Raw genomic sequence first — 24494 nt, forward strand, 5'->3', positions numbered from 1 at the left:
CCATTATCAGGATTACTTAACCAATACCTTCTGAGCTTCGCCAGCTACCTTCACGATAGCAACACCAGCAGGAGCAGAGAATGTAGCAGCGTCAGATTTGATTACGGTGTTAACGATTACTTTACCCAGTACGTCTGTGATAACTACAGCTTCACCAGCAGCACCTGTTACAGTTACAGCACCAGCTACACCATATACTTTCACGTCACCAGCAGCAGGACCTTCGTTAGAAGTAGCCTTGTCAGAAGTGTATTCCAGGTCGAAGATTTCAGCTTGGCTGTTATAAATAGTTTTGAAAGCAGTATAGTTCATTACAGGAACACCATTCTGTTTCTTAATGAAATACCCATAAGTAGGAGCAACGTTCAAGTCCCCCCATGATTCCATCAAGAATTCACCATCTTCATCTTCTTCAGTCAGACGCAGTGACCACAAGTAATCTTCGTGAGCACCTTCAGCAACTTCGTCTTTTGCGTTGAATTTAACGCGAGCACCTGATTTGTAATTGTTGTTCTTATCTTTTTCAGTGTCAATTTTAACACCTGGCAAGTACATTACGCTGTCATTGTCAAGGAACTTAACATCAACAAATCCTACGCGTGCATAGCCTTCCCATTCGTAAGCTTTCTTCACTTCGTTGAAAGATTTGCCCATAGAGTCCAGGAAGCTATACATTACGCGAGCAGTGATAGCACCGTCAGTTCCCGGTTTGTCATGGATACATTTTTCAGGACGTTCAGCTTCCGGCAGTGCAGCACAGATCGGGCAAAGTTCACCTTTTTCACCTTCTACTACATCGTAATCAACCATCAACAGATATTGCGGTTTGATAGTACCACGTACGTAACGAGCCTGCAATACAGATTCTTTATCGTAAGCATCACCACGGCCTTCAATTCCTAAGAAGTTGATTTGGCTTGTGCGTGTTTTGTCGCTACCATTGATTACTTCTGAGTAGTTTTTGCTGTTAGCATCTTCATACAGACGTTCCGGTTCTGTTGCGTTAGCACGGAAGATACGGATATTAGTATCACGTTTTCCTTCTTCCATAGCAATTGTACGGTACAGGATACCTGAGTCTTTAGCAATCTTGAAAGTAGCTACACCTACAGTATTACCAGTTGTGTTGCAAAGGTTTGAATGAACCAACTCCAGTGTACGTTCGTCAACAGCTACACGTCCGTAGTGTTCAACATAAGCTTCAACTAATACATAGTATTCTTCTGCAGCACCTTCTTTACCGGTAGCAGCATGATAGTATTCTTTGAAGTAGAACGGAGTGGCGTAATATTTATCCGCTTCCACAATTTCATAACGTTTATCGTCGCTTACGTTTGTGTTATGATTATAGATCACCCAAGCTTTCGGAGTACCTTCGCGATCGATTGTTTCATACAAACCAATCTTATAAGTTTCACGTTCCAAACGAGCTACCTTATCTTTCAATACATTCTTATCATCAGGATTCCAGCCATAAACTTGAGTACCTTCAGAAACAACACGCAGATAAAGCGGTTTGTCTTCTTTATTGATTACCAATACGCTATCTTCTGTCATATTGATCGGCAGATCCATACCCAATGCATGCAGGAAGCGGAAGGTATAAGAATCGATGCGAGTATCAAGTTCTTCATCGAAGAAGTAACCTAATTTCTTATTCTTAGCATCTGTTACAGGGATCAACTCCAGTGTGTCACCACCCAAGAAGAAGAATTGATTAGCTACCAATTTACCATCAGCATCTTTCACACCGAATGTTGATAAATAAGGACTAGACATATAATCGTTTTCACGGTTTGTATATTTAGCTGTCTTATCAGATTTCGATTCAATAATCCACTGAGCAGAAGGCATATGTTGCAATTCCTGAACAGCCGGATCATAAGTTACATACTCCCAGTTACCACAAAGATTAGTAGCCCAATATTTACCCACTGCGTATGGATAATTAGACTTGGCCACCTTCACCAAGTAAGCACCCGGAGTCAATGTAATCGGAGTATACGTAGCTTCAGCATTCAGTTTGAACCATAAGGTATCGTTACCTACTGTAACAGCAGATACATAGTTAGATGTTTTGTCATCTCCTAATTCAGCCAAGCTGATTACGTTGTTGCTTCTAAGCGCATTGTCTTGAGTATAGTCGCTAGCAGGCCATGTATAAGTAGTGCCATTATTCTTGTATGCTTGAGAAACACCATAGATGTTACCAGTTACAGCATCATAATAGAAGCTGAAGTTATAAGAAGCAGCAAGACGTTTTTCATTACCAGCCTTGTCTACAGTCAATCTCAGACGATCATTCCAAGCCTGACCAGTACCACCAATAGCAACTGTATCAACTACCAAATAAACAGTTTCACCTTTATCATTTTTCGTTTTCAGCTGCATCCAAGTTTTAATATCATCTTGGTAAGCAGGACCTGAAGCACCAATAGCTTCAGCCTGGAAGAATCCGGTCAGCGGAGTAGCTGTTGTGATCTTCTTAGCGATGCTTAAGGCAAATTCGCTATTAGCTGTAGCTAAAATTTTACCAGCATTGTTCATCTGACCTACCTTACCTAAGTAAGTGTTCATATCATTGGCAGAAAGAGCGATGTTACCTGTTGCTACTTTCGGAGTGATGATAAGTACTTCGCTGGTAGTTACTGAAGGATTCAATGCAGCGATTGTGGCGTTAACGATAGGAAGGTAATAATATCCACATACATTTTTACGGTCACCTGCTCTTGAATATTTTTGACTATTATTACCAGTTACATCATTCAAGTTATTATCCCCAGAAGTAGCTACAGTGATCCCTGCCGCTGCTAATTTCTCTCTTGCTGTAAGAAGAAGGGCATTAAAATCAGCTGTATTATCATCAGAGAAGCCCCAATAATAAGTATACCAAGTCCTGTCACTAAAATCAATCACAGCATTCAAAGCAGTCACAGCCGCATTCAATTTTTCCAAATCAACCGGAGCCACACCAGCAGCTTCTGCCAATTTTGCCAAGTTTTTGTAAGCCTTCGGAATGACAGTTACAACACCATCAACTGTTTTTTCAACCAATGAAATAACAGAGTCATTCTCGATTGTGTTGAAATAATAGCTGCTTGCTACAGTAACCACATTGTCAGAAGGGTTCCATACTTTGATATCACCATTCAACTCATTCTGAATACCAGTAGTATTCGCATCTGAGCGGTTGTAACCTTCTGCTCTGTTTTTGTTAAGAGCCAGTTCCAAACCGGTAGCTACGTTAGTAAAGCTGTAAACAGCTACCGCACCAGTTGTAGTACCTTTTGTTGCAGATACTTTCCATTTCATTGAGTTCAATGAAGCCAATGTAGCCCCTTGCAACTCATTAGAAGAAAGAGATACTAATTTACCATCCTGTACAGCCAGATACCTTTTAGCATTTTCTGCGCCTGTTTCCAGAAGGAATTCTTTGCCATTCACAGTTCCTGTTGCTGTTCCAGCCGAAATCTGTGCAAAAGCTCCAAAACTAATCGTTGCGATCATCGCAACCAAGAGTGTAAAAAACCTTTTGTTCATAAATTTAATAATTAAAATGAATACTATAAAGTTAAATAAAATTGTCATTCTCAGTGTGTTTCCGTATTCTTTGCCCTGTTGATTTGCGGGGTACCGGAGCCGTCCGGACAGAGTACATGCCACGTTTCAGAAAGCAAAAGTAGCCATAGTTTTCATAACCGCAACGCTTTCTTGGCTTTTTTTTCTCTTTTTAAGCGGTTTCTTATCCGAAAACATCGGTTTCCTGTACAAACACCCCCGTTTAGACAACAAACCCAAAAGCGTATTGTTTTCCACCAACCCACCTCCCAATCTATATCTCCCTGAAACCATACACATTAGACGGAATTGCGAAAGGAAAAGGTTAAGTCGGGTGTTAGTGGGGAGAAGGGAGAAGGGAGAAGGGAGAAGGGAGAAGGGAGTGGTTAGTGATTAGTGGTTAGTGAGGAGAAAGGAGAAGGGAGTGGTTAGTGATTAGTGGTTAGTGAGGAGAAAGGAGAAGGGAGTGGTTAGTGATTAGTGGTTAGTGAGGAGAAAGGAGAAAGGAGAAGGGAGGGGGTGACACGAATAGCAATCATAGATTGCTCCGCTCTGTAGCCAGTTGCCTCAGGCTGCTGGGCTTCAGATATGGTAAGATGGGAAGGTGGGGATATATATTCATGGCTGAAGGCCACAGCGGGCCTGAAGGGCCGAGTCCCAACGGGACGAAGACTTAGCCCACGGGTAAGCAGGCTGAAGGTCTGCGCCACCCTGGGTTTAGAGGGTATATAAATAATGAGTTCTGAAGGAACGAAAGAAGAAATCCACTATTCACAAACCTTATCACCATATATTCTATCATATTATAATATCTATCGTTCCTTCAGAACTCGATTTATTGTATTGTCTTGATACCCAGGGTGGCGCAGACCTTCGGCCTGCTTACCCATGGGCTAAGTCTTCGTCCCTCTGGGACTCGGCCCTTCAGGCCCGCTGTGACCTTCAGTCATATAAATAAAATCTTCAGATTTTGTAAGATGTGAAGGTGAGGATCGCGCTGCAAGCGCGAGATTATGCATAACCGTATGCAAGCGTAGCGCAGCTTACGGTATAGCGACTACTTAGCAATCAAGCGCCGCAGGTGCGAGATCTGTCATAATCCCGCCCCATTCGGGGCTTTTTATATAGATGATTCACTACCGTAAGCTGCGCTACGCTTGCATACGGTTATGCATAATCTCACGCCTACGGCGTGCATCCCCGCAATCTTCACATCTTCACATCTTCTCCCTCCCTTTCTCCCTTCTCCCTTCTCCTTTCTCCTTCAAATCCCCTCTATTTCCCTACCCCTTTGTGCGCCTTCGTGTCCCTTTGTGGTTAATTCTTACTATATAGTATATACCCCTGGTTCTTTTCCGGTTTTTAACCACAAAGGGACACGAAGGCGCACGAAGGGTTTGATAGGGAGATGGGGATCCTATTAAACATAATCAACGCCATTTCCCGGCGATATTTCCCCATTCCATCGTACCTTTTCCCATAAAACGTGGGGAATTTAAGGGTTAATCGTTAATGGTTAATGGTTAATTATTAATTGAAAGCCATTATTCGGAAATCATTTTTTGTTTATGGTATGGTATATGGATCCGGGAATGATTATCGATGGTTGTTTGTTTGTAGAGGCAGCATGCCTGCTGCCTCTCTTTTTGGTTGGGAAATTTGAATATCATCGCCCATTGTGCAAAATGATTGAGAGGCAGCAGGCATGCTGCCTGTACATATGTGCGTGTATCAATTAATAATTAAATTAATCACCTCCATACACCGCCTGTGCCCAAGCGAGGTTTTCGAGGTACCAGGCGTTATGCTGGGGCAGGTTGGTTTGCAGGGGGTAGATGGAGAGTCCGGAGAAGGTGCGGACGGAGAGGCGGTTTTGTCCCTGGATGATCACCTGGTCGGTGCAGTGTTTGGTTTGGACCACGGCTGCCAGGGCTTCATCGAAGCGTGTCTTCTGCTCTTCGGTAGCTAGCCCCTCTTCGACCAGGCGTGCCATCAGGTCTTCGATGTCATAGAGTGAGGTGCGCGCGCCCGAGAAACGGGATAACACCTGCACACCCTGCAGCGAGAGGCCATAGAGCGCTTCCCTGTCGGCCGCAGCCACAATCTCTGCCATCACCTCCGCCAGGTCATCGAGGGCAGCGGTCTTGATCACCGCGATATTGCCATAGGGATAGTCGTAGGTGGTATAGAAATCGTAGAAGCCTTGGGCGATGCCCGCCAGGTCGGCCTCGTTGGTGAAGTAATAGGGCAATACATTTTTATAAGGAAACCCATAGGTGAGGATCTCCGAAGCCGAGGCAACGATATAGTCGGCTACATCTTTGAGTTCATAGGCACACTCCACGCCCCCCATGCTACAGGCATCGAACGAGAGGTAGTCGAAATGGAAACCGCGGAGGGCGCGCGCCAGGTCGTAGACCTCCATGCGTGTCCCGTTCTCCTCACCAAAAGAGCGCAGGTCTTTGTAGTCGTTCGGCATCCACGAGGTGCCATGACTCGAGAAGATCATGCCATAGCTTTTTGCCGGGTAGTCGCGTATCACATCCTGTATCAGGGAACGCATAAAGTCCGGTGAAATGGCAGATATTTCGCTATAGGTACGTATCTCCTCTTCGATGATCTGCCCCTTTTTATCCTCTTTGATGCGGAAGAGACGCCCGGAAGCGGTGCCGCTTGAGGCGGTGGAATAGAAGACGATGAGATTGCTGTTATTGAGATTTTTCTGGGTGGCCACCGCTTTCATATGTTCGATATTCGTCTGCATCGATCCACCCAGGTTACTGGAGACCATATAGACTAATAATGTACGCGTAGGTGTCACCTCATATTCATCCTCATCACCTATATTACAACAGGAGAAAGAGAGAGAAAGAAAAACCAAGAGAGAGAGTATATGATAGATCTGTTTCATTTTATCGTTGGATTAGATGTATATAGGGGGGCAAAGGTACGAAATAATTTCCGAATTGTGATTAAGAGGGGGGGGAAGGGAGTGATTAATGGTTAGTGGTTAGTGAGGAGAAAGGAGAAAGGAGAAGGGAGAAAGGAGAAGGGAGAAAGGGAGAAAGGAGAAAGGAGAAAGGAGAAGGGAGAAAGGAGAAGGGAGAAAGGGAGAAAGGAGAAAGGAGAAGGGGAGAAAGGAGAAGGGAGAAGGGAGAAAGGAGAAGGGAGAGGTTGGCACAGATAGCAATCGTAGATTGCCTTGCTCTGTAGCCAGTTGCCTCAGGCTGCTGGTCTTCGGATCGAAGAAGAGGGGAAGGTATGGGGAAAGCCCGGAAGGGCTTCAACCTGGATAACCCCGTGCAAACCGTAGGTGCAGCTCGGGGTAGAAGTAAGTCTATATAATGAGCTCCGTAGGAGGTCAACTGTTGAGCCCCTACGGAGCTCGTTCCTACGACACTATCAACCCCGAGCTGCGCCTTAACGGCTTGCACGGGGTTATCCGCATCTAAGTCCTTCCGGACTTTCAAATTGGAAAAGCTGCTGGTCTTCGGATCGAAGAAAAGGGGAAGGTATGGGGAAAGCCCGGAAGGGCTTCAACCTGGATAACCCCGTGCAAACCGTAGGTGCAGCGCGGGGTAGAAGTATGTCTATATAATGAGCTCCGTAGGAGGTCAACTGTTGAGCCCCTACGGAGCTCGTTCCTACGGCACTATCAACCCCGAGCTGCGCCTTAACGGCTTGCACGGGGTTATCCGCATCTAAGTCCTTCCGGACTTTCAAATTGGAAAGAGTCAAAGTGACATTTTGTCAAAATCGCCCGACTATTTTTTCAAAAACGTAGGGGTTTTTAAAATTAGTCGGGCGAGTAACACTTTTTAACGTATCATATTGTAAAGCAAAATGGGCTTTTTGCTTACATTTTGATAATTCCTATTCCTTCGCAAAAAACGCATCAAAGGCATGCGCGGAGGGTTGGAAGTCGATTTGTTTGGTGAAGGCGCATGATTCGCGGGCACCATGTTCGCGGTCCATGGCGGAGTCTTCCCATTCGATGGAGAGGGGACCCTGGTAGCCGATGGAGTTGAGGGCACGGATGATCTCTTCGAAGTTGACCTTGCCGCGTCCTACGCTGCGGAAGTTCCAATAACGTCGTGGATCGCCAAAGGGCACATGTCCACCAAAGACACCGACCTGACGGGGCGTATCGCTCCACCAGGCATCTTTCATATGCACATGGAAGATACGATCGGGGAATTCGTAGATGAAATCGACATAATCGACACCCTGATAACCCAGGTGGCTGGGGTCGTAGTTGAAACCAAAGGCGGGATGGTTGCCCACTGCCTCCAGGGCGCGGCGTGCCGAGAAGGTATCGAAGGCGATCTCGGTGGGATGCACCTCAAGCGCGAAACGAACACCCAGCTTCTGATAGGCATCGAGGATCGGGATAAAACGACGGGCAAACTCCTGATAACCGGCTTCGATCATCGCTTCGGTCACCGGCGGGAAGGAATAGAGCAGGTGCCAGATAGGGCTACCGGTGAAGCCAACCACCGTGTCGACGCCCAATGCCTTAGCAGCCTCGGCGGTGCGGATCAGTTCTTCGGCAGCACGGCGGCTTACGCCTTCGGGATCGCCATCGCCCCAGATATAAGCGGGCAGGATGCCTTTGTGGCGCTCATCGATGCGGTCGCACACGGCCTGCCCCACCAGGTGGGTAGAGATGCAATGCAGCTGCATGCCGTAGCGGGCCAACAGATCGCGGATGCCTTGGTAATAGGCGGGATCGGTCTGGCGGACATCCAGGTGATCAGGAAGTCCCAGTTCGATACCATCGTAGCCAAACTCTTTTGCTTTTTCACATACTGTCTCTAACGAGAGATCTCCCCATTGCAGGGAATACAGGGTAACTGGACGAGCCATGGGTTTAATTTTTAATTGTTAATTGATATTTGAATTGTACTTTCTACTCATAAGCCAATAGTTTTTTCTTCCACTTATTATATCAAAAGACAAAGACGCAGAGTTGTTCATATTCCTTTTGCGTTTTAGAAGCTCTCAGAAGTGGTTTTCACAAATCTAAGGAAATTTTTCTTATATTTGCTGGTAACGAATGATAATCATCACTTAACTAAAGATTTTTAACCAATGGAATCTATGCTGAAGAAACATTTTAACCGATGGAATCTAAACGATAGTTTTTTCATCTATATACATTATATATAATATAACACATTCAGCTATAGCTGCCTGATAGGCTCCTCGTGGTAGGAGCCTGTCGGGATCAGTCGCACCTGTTCCGCCGCCGGAGGGATGGGGAGAGGTGGGCTATTAATTTCATTTCTTGATAGGGGAAACGTGCTGATTAGCTGTAATCAGCGGATGACCCCGTGTGCGCTACGAGCAGGGAGAGCCATTATCAAATCTCTTCTTGCCGCCTGGTAGCGCCCACCGGTGACGGATATTCGTCTGTCGTCGGAGGGCATAGGGGCTGGTAGGGGAACCAAACCAAGCCCCGCCAGAACAAACCTATGTACTACGAAAAATTAAAAGAGCTATTTGGCGGCCAACGTCCCGCCGTGAGATCATTCAACCAAATCATGCAATCACTCTCGTCCGACGAACAGCAGGAAGCCATCCGCCTGGTCTATCGCGTGGCCCTGGCGGAATGGGGCGACTGCAACGCGGCCTACCGTCTTTTCCTGATCCGATTCCTTGAAGAGGATCTGCAACGCTTCCTCGATCACCTGCGTCGGGAGAGCTGCTGGGGCGAGTTGTTGATCCCACTCGAAGATGCCGAATGGCTGATGCTCCTGTTCTTCGCCCTGGCGGAACCTAAAAAGACCCGTAAGCTCACCCGCCGTGTCCTGGCCTTTAGCCTCTTACTCTTCACCGGGCACAGGGACTGGAAAATCAGCACCCTCCTGCAATACCGCAAAACCCGCCCCGTCACGACAGCGGAATTGGCAGAACTGATGCGGTGGGTGAAGGTGGGTGGTTAGTAAGGAGAAAGGAGAAAGGAGAAGGGAGAAGGGAGAAGGGAGAAAGGAGAAAGGAGAAAGGGGGGAAGGGAGAAAGGGGGAGGTTGGCACAGATAGCAATCATAGATTGCTCCGCTCTGTAGCCAGTTGCCTCAGGCTGCTGGTCTCAAATGGGAGAGGATGGGAAGGTAGAAAGCCCGAAAGGGCTTCAACTTGGATAACCCCGTGCAAACCGTAGGTGCAGCTCGGGGTTGAAGTAATATCTATATAATGAGCTCCGTAGGAGGTCAACTGTTGAGCCCCTACGGAGCTCGTTTTTATTATACTCTCGTCCCCCGAGCTGCGCCTGGCGGCTTGCACGGGGTTATCCACGTCTAAGTCCTTCCGGACTTTTGAATCAAATCTTCCAAGATTTGATTCAGGAAAGGAGAAAGGAGAAAGGTTGCAGGGATGCACGCCGCAGGCGTGAGATAATACATAACCGTATGCAAGCGTAGCGCAGCTTACGGTAGTGAATCCTCTATATAAAAAGCCCTGCATGGGGCGGGATTATGGCAGATCTCGCACCTGCGGCGCTTGATTGACAGGGAGTCGCTATACCGTAAGCTGCGCTGCGCTTGCATACGGTTATGCATAATCTCGCGCTGGCAGCGCGATCCCCACCTTCCCATTTTCCAAAATTGGAAGATTTTCATATAAATCCCACAGGGATTTCCTATTCGTAACCGCGGGTGTAGCGAAGCAAACCCGTGGTAGGCAGATAGACAAGACCTACTCTACAAGCAACCCCGAAGCGGGTTGAACCCATTCCGGGTTCGTTAGTTATTATTAGCGGAATACCCCCGGTCGTTCGCTTCGCTCTCTAACCGAGGGTTACGAATAGGAAATCCCTGCGGGATTTAACTCATTTCAGTGCACCTTGCCTCCCTCCCCCCGAATTTCGCCCCCTGACGGGGGGAGGAGGTGGGGTGGGCGGGGCGGGGGGATGTGTTTTTTTTGAAATTTTATGTTATTTTATTATGCGTTTATGTAAATTTATATATCTTTGTCACATGTTGATCTGATGTACTATAGACAAAAAAACGGAAAGAAACGGGATGATGAGTAGCTAAACGCCCCCGAAAAACGGAAAGAAACGGGATAAAAAGTAGCTAAATGATAGAAAAGCCTTGTTGTAAGGCTTGAAAACGAAAGAAGGATAAGAGAGAGTAAATAATATTTCATTAAGTAAATTTTACATTTTTAATACGCTATTTATGAAACACAAATTGATTCTTTTTTTACTGCTCTTGTGTAGTATGCAGTATGTGGTTGCTCAATCCGTGCGAGTAACAGGAACTATTCAGGATGAAGAGGGTGAACCGGTGATCGGTGCGACCATCCAGGTAAAAGGCACCTCGCAAGGGACCATTTCGGACTACGATGGTAAGTTCGAATTGCAAGCCGCGCAAAACGCCACTCTTTTAATTTCGTATGTAGGTATGGTGGCGCAGGAATTGAAGGTATCGCCTTCTATGCGCATCGTAATGGCTGCCGACTCGAAAACACTCGATGAGGTGATCGTCGTAGCGTATGGCCAACAACGTAAAGAGGCCATTACCGGGGCGGTATCTAACCTGAAGTCAGAGGCCATCGAACGCCGTCCGATCGCATCGGCCACGGCAGCTCTCGAAGGACAGGCCTTAGGGGTACAGGTAAACAACAGCTATGGGGAACCGGGAGCGGAAGCTACGATTCGTATTCGTGGGTTTACCTCGGTAAATGGCAGTAACGCTCCGTTGTATGTAGTAAACGGAGTGCCGATGGGTGGAAGCATGAGTGATATCAACCCCGCCGATATCGAGTCGTTGACCGTATTGAAAGATGCCTCTTCGGCAGCTCTTTATGGAAATAAAGCGGCTAGTGGTGTGATCTTGGTAACCACCAAAAGCGGTCGCATCGGGGAAGAGGCTATACGCATCAACGCAAATATCAGCCAGGGCTGGTATCAGCGCGCGATGAAAGATTATAAGCGCCTGGATGCCAAACAATATATGGAGGCCTATTGGGAATCAAACCGTAACGCACTTTATACAGGTGATACCAAAGGTAAATACAACACCTATACCGACGCGAACGCGGATGCGTTAGAAGTGGTACGTAACGGCGTTGGTGAAAACTACAATATCTTTAATAAGAGCTGGGATAATCTGTTTGATGCCAATGGTAAAATCGCTGCCGGCACAGAGATCCTGGATGGATACAAAGATGACCTGGACTGGTACGACCCGATCGAGCGTACGGGAAATCGCTCCCAATATGGTATCAATGCTTCCGGAGGCACGAAAAAAGGTGCCTATTATATGTCGTTGGGGTACCTGAACGAAGAGGGTTTTATGAAAAAATCATCGGGTGAACGTCTGACCGCCAACCTGAAAGTAGATGTCAAACCAACCTCTTGGTTGAAAATGGGATCTACGATAAATGCCTCTACCCAATATTATAACTCCATGACAGGGGATACGGATAGTAACAATTCATATATCAACCCGTTCTATTTTGCCCGTAATATGGCGCCTATTTATCCGGTGCATCTGCATGATCCGGCTACCGGTGCTTATGTATTGGATCTCTATGGCAATCAGCAATATGACTCAGGATCATCCGGACGTGGTCAGAACAGTAACCGTCACATTGTATGGGAAACCGAATTGAATCAGGACAAAAAATACCGTACCACCGTCGATGGAACGGCATACGCAGATATTATGCTTCCTTATAACTTTACGGTTACGTTAAAAGGAAACATGAATATGAAAAACTACAGCAACAAAACCTATAACAACGCTATTATTGGGGATGGTGCCGGATCCGGAGGACGTATGTCGAAAACAGACCACCGCTATCGGACGGTAGTATTCCAACAGTTAGTAAACTGGCATCAAACTTTCAAAGAAAAGCATTCTGTGGAAGTCTTGGTTGGACATGAAAGTTTCAGTCGCAAATATGACTACGACTATAACTATAAAACAGGTGAAAAATTTGCGAATATGATGGAATTATCCAATTTCGCCACCATGAGTTCTATCCTTGGTTACCAGGAGGGTTATAAAACAGAAGGTTTCCTCTCGCGTGCCGCTTATAACTACGATCAAACCTATTTCGTAGAGGGTTCTTTCCGTCGTGACGGTTCTTCCCGTTTCCACAAAGACCACCGTTGGGGTAATTTCTGGTCGTTAGGAGGTAGCTGGATTGCATCGAATGAAGCCTTTATCCGCCAGTTTGAATGGATCGATTATTTGAAACTCCGCGCTGGTTATGGAGAAGTAGGTCAGGAAGCCTCTGTGGATTATTATGCCTGGATGGGGCTGTATAACTCTACTGTGAACGGGGGTAATGGTGCCTATTATAAATATCAAAACGAAGCCTTAGATATTACCTGGGAAACTTCTCGTTCTGCCAGCTTCGCGTTGGAAACCAATCTATTCAAACGCCTAAATCTTTCGGTTGAATACTACCAGAGAGGATCATCCAATCTGTTGTTTGACGTAAACCTGCCCGCTTCTATGGGTTCGGTTAACACAGGTAAAGAGCGTCCAACGGTAACCAAAAACTTCGGTACCTTAGTAAATAAAGGATGGGAAATTGGTATCGACGGTGATATCGTAAAAACGAAAGATTTCAACTGGAATCTTGGCGTGAATATCAATACATTAAAAAACAAAATCAAAAAATTGCCAGTAGAGTACGGAGGCAAAGGATCTATCAACGGAACAAAAAGATATTTTGAAGGACATAGCATCTATGATTTCTGGATGTATCAGTTTGAAGGTATCGATAAAAGCAATGGTCGCTCACTCTATCGCATGGATGATGAAAAGTATTATGTTGAGGGTACCACCACCGAAACAGCAGGAAAATCGAAGTTGACAACGGATTATACCGTAATAGACGGAAAGCCATATGTATATAACACCACCTATGCCGTGAAAGACTGGAGTGGATCGGCAATTCCCGATTTATTCGGTTCATTCACTACCTCGTTCCGTTACAAAGGTTTTGAATTGTCAGGATTATTTACCTACCAAGTAGGCGGTAAGATGATTGACTACAGCTACAATTCGTTGATGAGTTTCGGCACCTCTCCGTCGGCTCTGCATGTGGATGTATTGAAGGCTTGGAAACACGAAGATGCCTCTACCGGTATTGATCCGAATGGTATTCCTACCATAAATACCACGTTGTCTACTTACAACAATGCGACATCCAGCCGTCAGCTGATTAGCTCCGACTATTTTGTGGTGAAAAATGTGACCCTGAGCTATGCGATTCCCCGCAAGGTATTGAAACCGATCGGTCTTAATGGCTTGACTCTTTCTGTAGCGGGTGAAAACCTGGCTATCTTTACCAAGAAGCAAGGGATGAACCCACAGCAGTCTTTTAACGGAACAAACTACAATGCCTATGTTCCTGCTCGCGTGATCACCTTTGGATTAAACTTAAACTTCTAAAACAGAGATAAAATGAAAAGTATTATAAAATTAGTAACGCTTTCTTTCATTGCAACGCTCCTGTTCGCGTCTTGTAATGACGATTATATGGATACTACACCTACGAGAAGTACCGATTATGAGACTATTTTTCACGATACAAAAGGTGCGAAGATGGCTATCAACGGGATGGCTCGTTTGATGGTAAACCAGCTTCATAGCACGCAAACTTCCTGTGGAGAGGGTACCATTAAGTTTTTGCATGGGGAATATACGGGCGAACATTTCTCCCGTCCCCGTTTGACCGGTTGGTACACCGTGATGAACGCTACCTTTATGGATAGCAATACCTCTTATTACGACCGCTATCCCTGGTCTTATTACTATATGTTGATCGGGAATGCGAATCTTTTTCTGGCCAATATCGACAAAGCGGAAGGAACGGATGCAGAACGTCAATTCCTGAAAGCGCAGGCATTGACCTACCGCGCGTTTGCCTATTCTCAATTGATTAATTTCTATTGCTATCGTTGGGATGATAATAACAATGGTACCGCGGTTGAGTACCCTAAGAATGGCTTGGTATTGCGTACCGTAGAGAATATGGATGAACGCGACCTTCCATTGTCTTCTGCAGGCGAGGTATATAAATTAGTGTATAGCGATTTGGATCAAGCAATCTCTTTATTTGGGTCTAGTGGCTTGAAACGTGATAATGTATGGGAACCGAATGTCAATGTAGCTCACGCGGTATACGCACGCGCCGCTATTACACGCAAAGACTATGCAACGGCTGCATCGAACGCTGCTTCGGCACGCGCGGGCTTCCCGTTGATGTCGAACGCGGACTATAATGCCGGCTTTAGCAAACCCAATAGCGAATGGATCTGGGGTAGCTATGGTGGTGTTGACCAACCTCTGTATTATTATGGTTTCCATTCGTATATGGCATACGATGCGAATACCTCCATCACCCGTACTTACCCGGTAAGTATGAGCAAAAAGTTGTACGAGAAAATCTCCGATACGGATATCCGCAAAGGACTATTCCTGAATCCGGCCAACTATGGCACCTACAGCACCTCGACAGGGCTTTATGGAGCGGCTGATCAGAAAGCGGTACAGGCAAAATACCCGACCATGGTTAGTACACATACTGTAACGGTTTGTCATAGCTTCAAATTTAGCATTGGTGGAGAAATCGGTATTGGTTATATCAACCACTTCCGTTCTTCGGAAATGATGTTGATCGAAGCGGAAGCGAAGTATTTCACAGGTGATGAAGCGGGTGCCCAGGCATTGTTGAACGCGTTGGTGCGCGATTCTAAAAGAGACGAGGCGTACACCTGTACAGCTACCGGCGCCGATCTGTTCTCGGAAATCAAGTTCTACCGTGCGATTGAATTGTGGGGAGAAGGTTTCGACTGGTTAGATAAAAAACGCTGGAACGAACCATTGGTACGTGCCTCTTTCGCTGAAGGTGGTAACTTCGCAACACAGATGGCAGTCACCCTACCGGTAGAATACAAAAACCGCTGGACCTATATGACTCCGCTTCTTGAAAGTGAAAGTAACCAGGGGTTGTAATCTCTGAACCAAAACGGCTATTGACGAAATAGTCTGATAAATACACTTTAAACTCTGCTAGAAAAGATGGCAAAAATCTATTTGTCATCTTTTCTCTTTTCAGTAATTAAAAGAATACATCAAACATGAAAACAAACATCGTCTATACATCGATCCTGACAGGCATTTTATATTTGTTGCCTCTCAGTGGGGCGACCGCCCAGGAGGCGACCTACCAGCGTCCGCCTGCCGTGATTGAAGAGGTGGTGATGGCACCCCTTTCACCAGTGAATCGTATCAGTAAGAACAATCAATGGATCCTCCAACTGGAGCGTTCCGCGTATACCTCGTTGGAGCGACTGGCACAGCCGGAGCTGAAGCTGGCGGGCATGCGTATCAACCCCGTGACATTCAACGTGAGTCGTGGGACGGTATACAGTAACCCCTCCCTCTTGCATATCGCGAGTCAACGGCGTGTGGCGGTGAGTGGTCTGCCCACCGGGGCAAGCATTATCGGTTCCTCCTTCTCGCCTTCCGACACGCGGGTGCTTCTTTTTGTGGAAGAGGCCGATGGGATCTACCTCTATTCATTCACCACCGAAGAGCCGCAGGCGGTGCGCCTGAGTGATCGTCGCCTGAACGCGACCACCGGGGTGACGGTGCAATGGCTCGATGACGAGCAGTTTCTGACCCTGTTGGTGCCCACCTCGGCTACCAATCCGCCGGCAGCCCCCACCGTGCCCGCGGGACCGATCATTCAGGAGACCTCCGGCGGACGCGAAGCGGTGCGTACCTACCAGGACCTGTTGAAGAATCCCTACGACGAGGCATTGTTTGAATATTATTTCACGGCACAACCGGCGCGTTGGACCGGCACGGCGATGCAAGAGATCGGCCGCCCGGCTATCTACGCCACGATGCAGCTTTCGCCCGATAAGAGCCTGTTGCTCTATGGCACGGTCGAACGTCCCTACTCTTATCAGCTGACGATGGGCTCTTTCCCGCGACGGACAGCCATTATGGATCTGGATGGCAAGGATGTGAAGGAGTTGGCGCGTACGCCGCTACTCAACCTGCCGACCGGCTACGATATGACCTCCCCCTACCCACGCTCTTTCAGCTGGCGCCCCGACAAAGCGGCTACGATCTACTGGGCAGAGGCGCAGGATGGCGGTAACCCGCGGATGAACAAGGTGGACTATATGGATATTGTCTACCAATCGGCGGCTCCTTTCGATCAGCCGAAGCAGGAGGTGGCACGCACCGTGAAGCGCTACCGTAGTATCCTTTGGCACGATGACCAGTTTGCACTCCTGCACGAGACATCGCGTGCCGAGAACCGTACCTGGATGTATCGCATCAAACCGGCTTCGGGCGAAACACCGCAATTGATCACCGAACTGGCACTCAACGACCGCTATAACGATCCCGGTTCGCCGGTGATGGTGCGCAATGCGTACGGCCGTTATATCGTATATACCAACAAGGCGAAAAACGAACTGTTGATGACCTCCGAAGGGGCTTCGCCCGAAGGGGATATGCCGCTGTTGAGTCGCTTCAATCTGAAGGATAAAAAGAATACGATCCTATGGCGCTGCGAGGCACCCTATTACGAGACAATCCTGGATGTGACCGACCCGGTGAAGCTGACACTGATCACCTCCCGTCAGTCGACCACTGAGCCGGCGAATATCTACCTGCGCGATGTGAAGCGGAAACGGACAACGCAGATCACCCATTTTGCCCATCCCTATCCGGCGATGGAGGGGGTTAGTAAGGAGAAGATATTCTACAAACGGGCGGATGGTATCGATATGAGCGCGATCGTGTATCTGCCGGCCGGGTATGACAAAGAAAAAGACGGACGCCTGCCGGTGTTGATGTGGGCCTATCCACGCGAATACCGCTCAGCGGAAGAGGCGGGACAGATCCGCGGGTCACAATATACGTTTACGAATATCAACTACGGTTCGCCGGTGTTCTGGGCTTTGCGAGGCTATTGTGTGATGGCCGATGTGGAGATGCCGATCGTGGGCACTTCGGAAGAGAAGGAGCCGAATGATAACTTCCTGGAGCAGTTGCGCCTGAACGCGGAAGCGGCGGTGAAGGTGATCACCGACCGGGGCGTGGGCGATCCGGAGCGGGTGGCGGTAGGCGGCCATTCCTATGGTGCCTTTATGACAGCCAACCTGTTGGCACATACCGACCTGTTCAAAGCGGGTATTGCCCGGAGCGGTGCTTACAACCGCACCTTGACCCCCTTTGGATTCCAGGCCGAGACACGAACCTATTGGGAAGCACCGGAGGTGTATCATACGATGTCACCGTTTACCTATGCCAACCAGTTGAAGGGCGCCATCCTGCTTATTCATGGCGAGATGGATAACAACAGCGGTACCTTCCCTATTCAGTCGGAACGCTATTACCAGGCATTGAAGGGACATGGTGCTACGGCACGTTATGTGGTGTTGCCTTACGAAAGCCATGGCTACTCCGCCAAAGAGAATGTGTTACATATGTTGTATGAGACAGATGCTTGGTTGGAGAAACACTTGAAGAAATGATTAATGGTTAATTGTTAATTGTTAATTGAAACAACGATTCCCCGTAGAGGCAGCTTGCCAGCTGCCTCTATTTTTTTGTATGATGGGCGACGAGGTAGAGAGGCAGCAGGCCGGTTGCATAGGTTAGATGTTCGGATTTTGGAAAATGTGAAGGGAGAAAGGAGAAAGGAGAAGGGAGAAAGGGGCGTTTTCAGATTTTGTAAGATGTGGAGGTGATAAAGTCCGGAAGGACTTAGACGTGGATAACCCCGTGCAAGCCGTCAGGCGCAGCTCGGGGGACGAGAGTATAATAAAAACGAGCTCCGTAGGTGCTCAACAGTTGACCTCCTACGGAGCTCATTATATAGATATTACGTCTACCCCGAGCTGCACCTACGGTTTGCACGGGGTTATCCGGGTTGAAGCCCTTTCGGGCTTTCTAAAACCTTCCCATTTCCTCCCATTTGAACCAGCAGCCGTAGGCTGCTCTGCTCTGTAGCCAGTTGCCTCAGGCTGCTGGTGCTGGTATTGGTATTGGATCGGATCGGTATTGATACGCTGCTAAGCGACCGCTCTTTTACAATTAATAATTAATCATTAATAATTAATCATTAATCATTAATCATTAACCATTCCCCTCAATACTCCTTCCCCCTCGGTGTCGGGACGCCGGGCAGGGGCTGGCGGTTTTTGAGTTCTTTCAGGACCTCTTCGATGGCGCGGTTGAGCTGCTCGTCTTCGCCGTTCCACTCTTTGATCGGGTCGTTATCGACGATGATATCGGGGTTTACGCCGTAGTTCTCGATGATCCACTCACCGGTTTTCGGGTCGTAGCTGGTGAAGAACGGGACACGGATATCTGTTCCGTCCATATAGGGCAATGAGCCACTGATGCCGACAATGCCTCCCCAGGTACGGGTACCGATCAGTTTACCCAGCCCCAACGCGCGGAAGCCCCAGGGGAAGAGGTCACCATCTGAAGCGGAATACTTATTGATCAGACATACTTTCGGTCCTACCTGTACCGCGTCGGGCACGGTTCCGATAAAGGATGATCCGCGACGCATGGTCAGACGATAGGGCTCACGGGAGAGGCGCTCCAGGATCATAGGCGACACGTTACCACCTCCGTTGGCACGGTCGTCGATAATCAAGCCCTCTTTATCGAGCTGCGGATAGAAATAGCGGGAGAACTCATTGAGTCCCTCCACACCCATGTCGGGGATATAGATATAGCCCACCTTACCGTTGGTCGCTTCGTCGACCTTGCGGATATTCTCCTGGATCCAGTTGTAGTGATACAGTGAGTATTCTTCTTCCAACGGGCTGATCACCACCTTGCGGGCGCCTGCCAGTTGTGGCTTCGTGTTCAGCATCAGTTCGGTCGGCACGTTGGCTTTTCCCACCAGGAGGGCATACATATCTTTCACCGTATTGGTCGCCACGCCATCGATTGAGACGATGAATTCGCCCTTTTTGGCATCGATGCCCGGTTCTGTCAGCGGCGAACGCAGGTCTTTGCTCCAGGAGGCACCCGGCAGGATCTTTTCCAAGCGGAAGAAGCCGCTTTTGTCTCTCGAGATCTCCGCGCCAAGCAGGCCGGTCGGTATGCGTTTGGCACGCTGTGTCTCGCCCGGATTCACATAGCTATGCCCTACATTGAGCTCGCCAATCAGTTCGCCAATCACATAGTTCAGATCCAAGCGGGTCTTCACATAAGGGAGCAGGGCCGCATATTTCGTTTTCATGGCTTTCCAATCGACCTCATGCATATTCTCCAGGTAGAAACCATCGCGGAAAGCACGCCAGGCTTCGTCGAAGATCTGTGCCCATTCCTGCGGGTAATCGACGGCGATCTTCATGTTAGAGAGATCGACTGCTTCTTTCAGATCGGCTTTGCCGGACGGGATATCCATCACATAATAGCGACCGGCGCGTGAGAAGAGTGCCTTTTTGCCTCCCGGTGCCACCGACATATATCCGTCGGCCACGTCGTCTTCTTTCTGCTTTTTCAGGTCGTACGCCTTGGTGCCCCCGCGGGAGGAGTAATAGACCTTCTTTCCGTCGGAATAGAAGCCGCTATAGCGTCCGCCGGGCAAGGGCAGTTTCAGGATGCGCTCACCGATGCCTTCCGCGTCGAACAGGACCTTCACGCCCGTATCCGCTTTGACATCCTCCTTCTTGGAGGCTTCCGGTTTCGAGGCGTTCACCTCGGGGTCGATCTGCATAAAGGGGGAGGGGGTGTCTTTGGATAACAAAGCCAGGTAGACGCCATTCATATTGTTATAGGTATGGTTCCACTCCAACGAGCCGTAGGTCGGGTTGAAATCGCGTGCCGAGGTAAACACCAGGTATTTGCCATCGGTGCTGAACACCGGTGAATAGGAGTCATACCAGCGGTCGGTGACCGGATATTCTTTCTTCTCCGCCAGGTTATAGACATAGACGATCGACATTTGATTTTCTGCCGGACGCGAATAGGTGATCCACTGGTTGTCGGGCGAGAAGTTATAATCGTTGATTTCCGACAGCGGATTGCGGAAAAGAAGCGTCACCTTTCGGGTGGCTATATCCAATAGGTTCAGTTGGTTCTTCCGATCGCTGTAAAGGATCTTCCCAGCGTCGGGACTCCATTTGAAAGAGCGGATATAGGTGTCGTTGCCTTTTGTCAGTTGCTCTTTTTCGCCACCTACCGGTTGCAGGTAAAGCTCCGTTTCGCCGGTTTCATCGGATATATAGGCGATGTATTTTCCATCGGGCGACCATTGTGCAGCGCGTTCGTGCGCGCCGGGCGTGCGGCTGATATTGCGGGTCACCCCTTTCCCGGCCGGCACATCGAATACCTCGCCGCGGGCGGTTACCGCCAATCGCTCCCCATCGGGAGAGAGGCTTGCCGCCGTGATATATCCGGCACCCTCTTTGATTTCGCTGCGCGCGTAGATATTATCGGAATTCAGGACGATGTTCACCTTTTGTGGTTGACGGGTGGTGGCATCCATCGAATAGATATAACCGCCGTTCTCGAACACGATGGTATTGCCATGCGCCGAAGGGAATTTTACATCGAACTCCGTGAAGTTGGTCACCTTTTCGGTCTGCTGGGTCTTGGTGTTGTAAACGAAGATATTCATCGTGCGGTCGCGGTCGGAGATGTAGAAGATGTTATCGCCGATCCACATAGGGATAATATCCTGCGCCTTGTTGTTGGTGATGTTTTCCACCTTTTTAGCTCCCGGATTATAGATCCAGATATCGTCGGCCATGCCACCTTTGTAGTATTTCCAGGTACGGAACTCACGCATCACCCGGTTGTAGGCCAACTGCTTCCCGTCGGGCGAGTAGCTACAGAAGCCCCCTTCGGGCAAGGGAATCGTCTCGGAGAGACCACCCTCTTTGTGTGCCAACAGCAATTTGCCGTCGAAGCTGCTACTGATGCGATTGCGGTAGACAATCTGTTCGCCATTGGGATGCCAGGTCATCACGATATTGTTAGGCCCCATGCGGTCGCCCAGGTCATCGCGCTGGTTGGTGGCGGTATAGGTCAGACGAAGTGGTTCACCTCCTGCCAAGGGGATGGTGTACACCTCCGTATTACCGTCGTATTGTCCGGTGAAAGCGATGGTTTTGCCATCGGGCGAGAAGCGTGGGAACATTTCATAACCGACGTGCGAAGTAAGCCGTTGGGCCTCCCCACCTCGGATAGATACCTTATACAAATCGCCGGCATAGCTGAAAACGATCTCCGTTCCATTGGTTGCCGGGAACCGCAGTAGTCGCGCTTCATCCGCCGCTTTCATGCCAAAGACAGCTACCGTGAAGCAAATCATGATAGAAAGAATTGATTTCTTGTTCATAAGCTTATATAGATTTAGTTGGAACAAAGATAGAAATCATTTCATCCTATTCCATTATTTTTATTATTTTTGCTAAGGTTTGTGCCTCCGTATTAATTCAAAATCCTTTACGCCTATGTTTCATCATGCAGAATATGTGTTGTTGATCGCTTCTGTGATTCTCTTCCTGAGTATTTTCGCCGGTAAGGCGGGCTATCGCTTTGGACTTCCCTCGCTGCTTCTCTTCCTGGGGATAGGGATGCTGTTTGGCAGTGATGGCTTTGGTATCACCTTCAATGACCCGGGCATTACGCAGTTTATCGGTATGCTGGCATTGAGTATCATCCTCTTTTCCGGGGGGATGGATACGAAATACCACGATATCAAACCCATTGTCACGCAGGGGGTGATCCTGGCTACGGTCGGGGTCTTATTGACTACCTTTATCACCGGTGGGTTTATCTATGTGATGTCGAACCTGTTCGAGAACAGGTTTATCAATTTCACCTTCCCGGAATCGCTCCTGTTGGCAGCCGTTATGTCGTCAACCGATTCGGCTTCGGTCTTCTCTATCCTGCGCAGCAAAGGGGTGTATCTGAAACAGAAACTACGTCCGACCCTGGAGCTGGAGAGTGGTAGTAATGACCCGATGGCGTATATGTTGACCATTATCCTGATCTCTTACATCCAGTCGGGTGATATGAGCTTGGGCGCGGCGGCTGTGTCGCTGGTGGTTCAGCTGGGTATTGGCGCTGTGGCGGGGTATATCTTAGGGAAATTAGCCGTCTATATTATCAACAAGATCGATATCGACAACGAATCATTGTATCCCATCCTGTTGCTGGCGGTCGCCGTATTCACCTTTGCGGCCACCACACTCTGTAAGGGCAATGGCTACCTGGCGGTGTATATTGCCGGGCTGGTATTGGGGAATGCAAAGATTGTGCATAAGAAGAGTATCGGAACCTTCTTTGACGGGTTCACCTGGCTGTGGCAGATCGTGATGTTCCTTACGCTGGGCTTACTGGTCAATCCGCGCGAACTGCTTCCGATTGCTCCGATAGGCTTAGGGGTCGGTATCTTTATGATTCTTTTTGCACGTCCTATCTCGGTCTTTCTCTGCCTGTTGCCGTTTAAGAATTTCACGACGAAAGGGAAATTATATATCTCGTGGGTGGGGCTGCGCGGTGCCGTACCGATTATTTTTGCCACCTATCCCCTGATAGCGGGGGTGGAGCATGCCGGCACGATTTTCAATGTGGTATTCTTTATCACCATCCTCTCATTATTGATCCAGGGGACTACCGTGACCAAAGCGGCCGAATGGCTGGGTGTGGTCGATGATCCCCCACGGAAGGATGACTTCGGGATCGATCTGCCCGATGAGATCAAGAGCGCTATGAGCGAGATTGAGATCACGCCGGAGGTGTTGTGCCACGGCAACAAATTGATGGAGCTGACGCTGCCCGACCATACGCTGGCGGTTATGGTGAAGCGGGGCAATAACTATTTCATCCCGAAGGGGAACACCGAATTGCAGGAGAAAGACAAACTCCTGATGATCTCCGACAACGACGAGGCGCTGTTGCAGGCTTATGAGTCGCTGGGGGTTACGGATTATACAATGAAAAAGAACTAAAAAGAGGAAAGAGCCTCTTCTATCACCCTGGGGTAATGGGCATACTCAAGGGCGTGCACCTTGTTGGCAACCTCCTCCGGTGTGTCGCCGGGAGCCACTTCGCATGTTGCCTGAAAGAGGGTTTCGCCTTCGTCGTAGTTTTCGTCTATATAATGAATGGTGATGCCTGTCTCTTTTTCGCCGGCCGCCACGACTGCTTCGTGCACATGCATGCCATACATGCCTTTGCCGCCATATTTCGGTAGAAGGGCCGGGTGGATGTTAAGGATTCGACCGGGATAGGCCTGTAGGAGTGGGTCGGATATCTTATTCATAAAACCGGCCAGGACAATCAGGTCGGTATGATATTCCGCCAGCTTCTGAAGCACCGGGGTGCCGACCTCGAACTCCTCCCGTGTGAAATGGAAAGAGGGGACACTCAGGCTTTTCGCCCTTTCGTGCACTTTCACCTTACGGTTGTTCGACAGAACTACAGCCACTTGAATCTCAGGGTTTCCTTGAAAGTATTTAATGATGTTTTCAGCATTCGTGCCTGAACCGGAAGCGAAAATAGCGACGTTTTTCATATGTTTTATCTAATTGAATTTGCACACGAAAAGAAAATATGTGCAGTTTTTCGTAATTTTAGTCAATTATATTTGCTTTGTTCGCAAAAAAATTAGTTCCTTTGCACTGCAAATTTAAGAAGTATATTCTAATTATTAATTTAAATTGAAAAAGTTATGTCTGAAGTTGCATCTAGAGTAAAGGCTATCATCGTTGACAAATTAAGTGTTGAAGAAACAGAAGTTACTAACGAAGCGAGCTTTACTAATGATTTAGGAGCAGACTCTCTTGACACTGTGGAGTTGATCATGGAATTCGAAAAAGAATTCGGTATCTCTATCCCAGACGATCAAGCAGAAAAGATTACAACAGTTGGCGACGCTGTCGCTTATATCGAAGCTAACGCGAAGTAATCA

12 protein-coding genes are annotated in these 24494 nt (G+C 48.2%); 7 read left to right on the forward strand and 5 right to left on the reverse strand.

Going from position 1 to position 24494, the window contains the following annotated elements; all coding sequences use genetic code 11:
* Positions 1 to 12: 12 nt before the first annotated feature.
* Together M2134_RS03185 and M2134_RS03190 are read right to left on the reverse strand one after the other, a co-directional pair.
* On the reverse strand, positions 13 to 3588 hold the full coding sequence (locus M2134_RS03185; RefSeq protein ID WP_280750169.1) for a DUF6383 domain-containing protein: 3576 nt from the start codon (positions 3586 to 3588) through the stop codon (positions 13 to 15).
* Between the two features lie 1717 nt (positions 3589 to 5305).
* Positions 5306 to 6469, reverse strand: a complete 1164-nt coding sequence (locus tag M2134_RS03190) for a clostripain-related cysteine peptidase (protein ID WP_280752521.1) — start codon at positions 6467 to 6469, stop codon at positions 5306 to 5308.
* Between the two features lie 102 nt (positions 6470 to 6571).
* Between M2134_RS03190 and M2134_RS03195 the strand changes: the two genes are divergently transcribed.
* Entirely contained in the window at positions 6572 to 6745 is a 174-nt protein-coding gene (locus tag M2134_RS03195; protein WP_280752522.1) for a hypothetical protein, read from the forward strand.
* Between the two features lie 686 nt (positions 6746 to 7431).
* Here the strand turns inward: M2134_RS03195 and M2134_RS03200 are convergent.
* Positions 7432 to 8424 carry a sugar phosphate isomerase/epimerase family protein gene (locus tag M2134_RS03200; protein WP_280752480.1) on the reverse strand — a complete coding sequence of 331 codons (993 nt, stop codon included), beginning with the start codon at positions 8422 to 8424 and terminating at the stop codon, positions 7432 to 7434.
* Between the two features lie 608 nt (positions 8425 to 9032).
* Between M2134_RS03200 and M2134_RS03205 the strand changes: the two genes are divergently transcribed.
* The 4 genes from M2134_RS03205 (at position 9033) to M2134_RS03220 (ending at position 18081) form a co-directional block, all read left to right on the forward strand.
* Positions 9033 to 9503, forward strand: coding sequence for a hypothetical protein (locus M2134_RS03205; protein WP_280752479.1), 471 nt, complete (start codon positions 9033 to 9035; stop codon positions 9501 to 9503).
* 1235 nt (positions 9504 to 10738) lie between these two features.
* Complete coding sequence (locus M2134_RS03210; protein ID WP_280752478.1) at positions 10739 to 13972, forward strand: TonB-dependent receptor; 3234 nt, start codon at positions 10739 to 10741, stop codon at positions 13970 to 13972.
* Positions 13973 to 13984: 12 nt separating this feature from the next.
* Positions 13985 to 15538, forward strand: coding sequence for a RagB/SusD family nutrient uptake outer membrane protein (locus M2134_RS03215; protein ID WP_280758117.1), 1554 nt, complete (start codon positions 13985 to 13987; stop codon positions 15536 to 15538).
* A gap of 125 nt (positions 15539 to 15663) precedes the next feature.
* Positions 15664 to 18081, forward strand: a complete 2418-nt coding sequence (locus tag M2134_RS03220; RefSeq protein ID WP_280752476.1) for a prolyl oligopeptidase family serine peptidase — start codon at positions 15664 to 15666, stop codon at positions 18079 to 18081.
* Positions 18082 to 18698: 617 nt separating this feature from the next.
* On the opposite strand, the gene M2134_RS03225 is transcribed toward M2134_RS03220, so the two are convergent.
* On the reverse strand, positions 18699 to 21914 hold the full coding sequence (locus M2134_RS03225) for a S41 family peptidase (protein ID WP_280758118.1): 3216 nt from the start codon (positions 21912 to 21914) through the stop codon (positions 18699 to 18701).
* Positions 21915 to 22029: 115 nt separating this feature from the next.
* On the opposite strand from M2134_RS03225, the gene M2134_RS03230 reads away from it, so the two are divergent.
* Complete coding sequence (locus M2134_RS03230) at positions 22030 to 23532, forward strand: potassium/proton antiporter (protein ID WP_280752474.1); 1503 nt, start codon at positions 22030 to 22032, stop codon at positions 23530 to 23532.
* Here the strand turns inward: M2134_RS03230 and purN are convergent.
* Positions 23529 to 24098: a phosphoribosylglycinamide formyltransferase gene (gene purN / locus M2134_RS03235; protein ID WP_280752473.1), complete on the reverse strand. Its 570-nt coding sequence runs from the start codon at positions 24096 to 24098 to the stop codon at positions 23529 to 23531. The two genes, M2134_RS03230 and purN, sit on opposite strands and share 4 nt — an antisense overlap.
* Positions 24099 to 24254: 156 nt before the next feature.
* Between purN and M2134_RS03240 the strand changes: the two genes are divergently transcribed.
* On the forward strand, positions 24255 to 24491 hold the full coding sequence (locus M2134_RS03240; protein ID WP_009860668.1) for an acyl carrier protein: 237 nt from the start codon (positions 24255 to 24257) through the stop codon (positions 24489 to 24491).
* Positions 24492 to 24494 lie beyond the last annotated feature (3 nt).

It is taken from the genome of Parabacteroides sp. PM6-13, from assembly GCF_029892605.1.
GTDB lineage: Bacteria > Bacteroidota > Bacteroidia > Bacteroidales > Tannerellaceae > QVMG01.

What these genes read in the sequence shown, in the direction of transcription:
- M2134_RS03230 (WP_280752474.1), top strand. Translation starts at nt 22,030, where the DNA reads ATGTTTCATCATGCAGAATATGTGTTGTTGATCGCTTCTGTGATTCTC.
- M2134_RS03210 (WP_280752478.1), top strand. Translation starts at nt 10,739, where the DNA reads ATGAAACACAAATTGATTCTTTTTTTACTGCTCTTGTGTAGTATGCAG.
- M2134_RS03200 (WP_280752480.1), bottom strand. Translation starts at nt 8,424, where the DNA reads ATGGCTCGTCCAGTTACCCTGTATTCCCTGCAATGGGGAGATCTCTCG.
- purN (WP_280752473.1), bottom strand. Translation starts at nt 24,098, where the DNA reads ATGAAAAACGTCGCTATTTTCGCTTCCGGTTCAGGCACGAATGCTGAA.
- M2134_RS03190 (WP_280752521.1), bottom strand. Translation starts at nt 6,469, where the DNA reads ATGAAACAGATCTATCATATACTCTCTCTCTTGGTTTTTCTTTCTCTC.
- M2134_RS03240 (WP_009860668.1), top strand. Translation starts at nt 24,255, where the DNA reads ATGTCTGAAGTTGCATCTAGAGTAAAGGCTATCATCGTTGACAAATTA.
- M2134_RS03220 (WP_280752476.1), top strand. Translation starts at nt 15,664, where the DNA reads ATGAAAACAAACATCGTCTATACATCGATCCTGACAGGCATTTTATAT.
- M2134_RS03205 (WP_280752479.1), top strand. Translation starts at nt 9,033, where the DNA reads ATGTACTACGAAAAATTAAAAGAGCTATTTGGCGGCCAACGTCCCGCC.
- M2134_RS03215 (WP_280758117.1), top strand. Translation starts at nt 13,985, where the DNA reads ATGAAAAGTATTATAAAATTAGTAACGCTTTCTTTCATTGCAACGCTC.
- M2134_RS03225 (WP_280758118.1), bottom strand. Translation starts at nt 21,914, where the DNA reads ATGAACAAGAAATCAATTCTTTCTATCATGATTTGCTTCACGGTAGCT.
- M2134_RS03185 (WP_280750169.1), bottom strand. Translation starts at nt 3,588, where the DNA reads ATGACAATTTTATTTAACTTTATAGTATTCATTTTAATTATTAAATTT.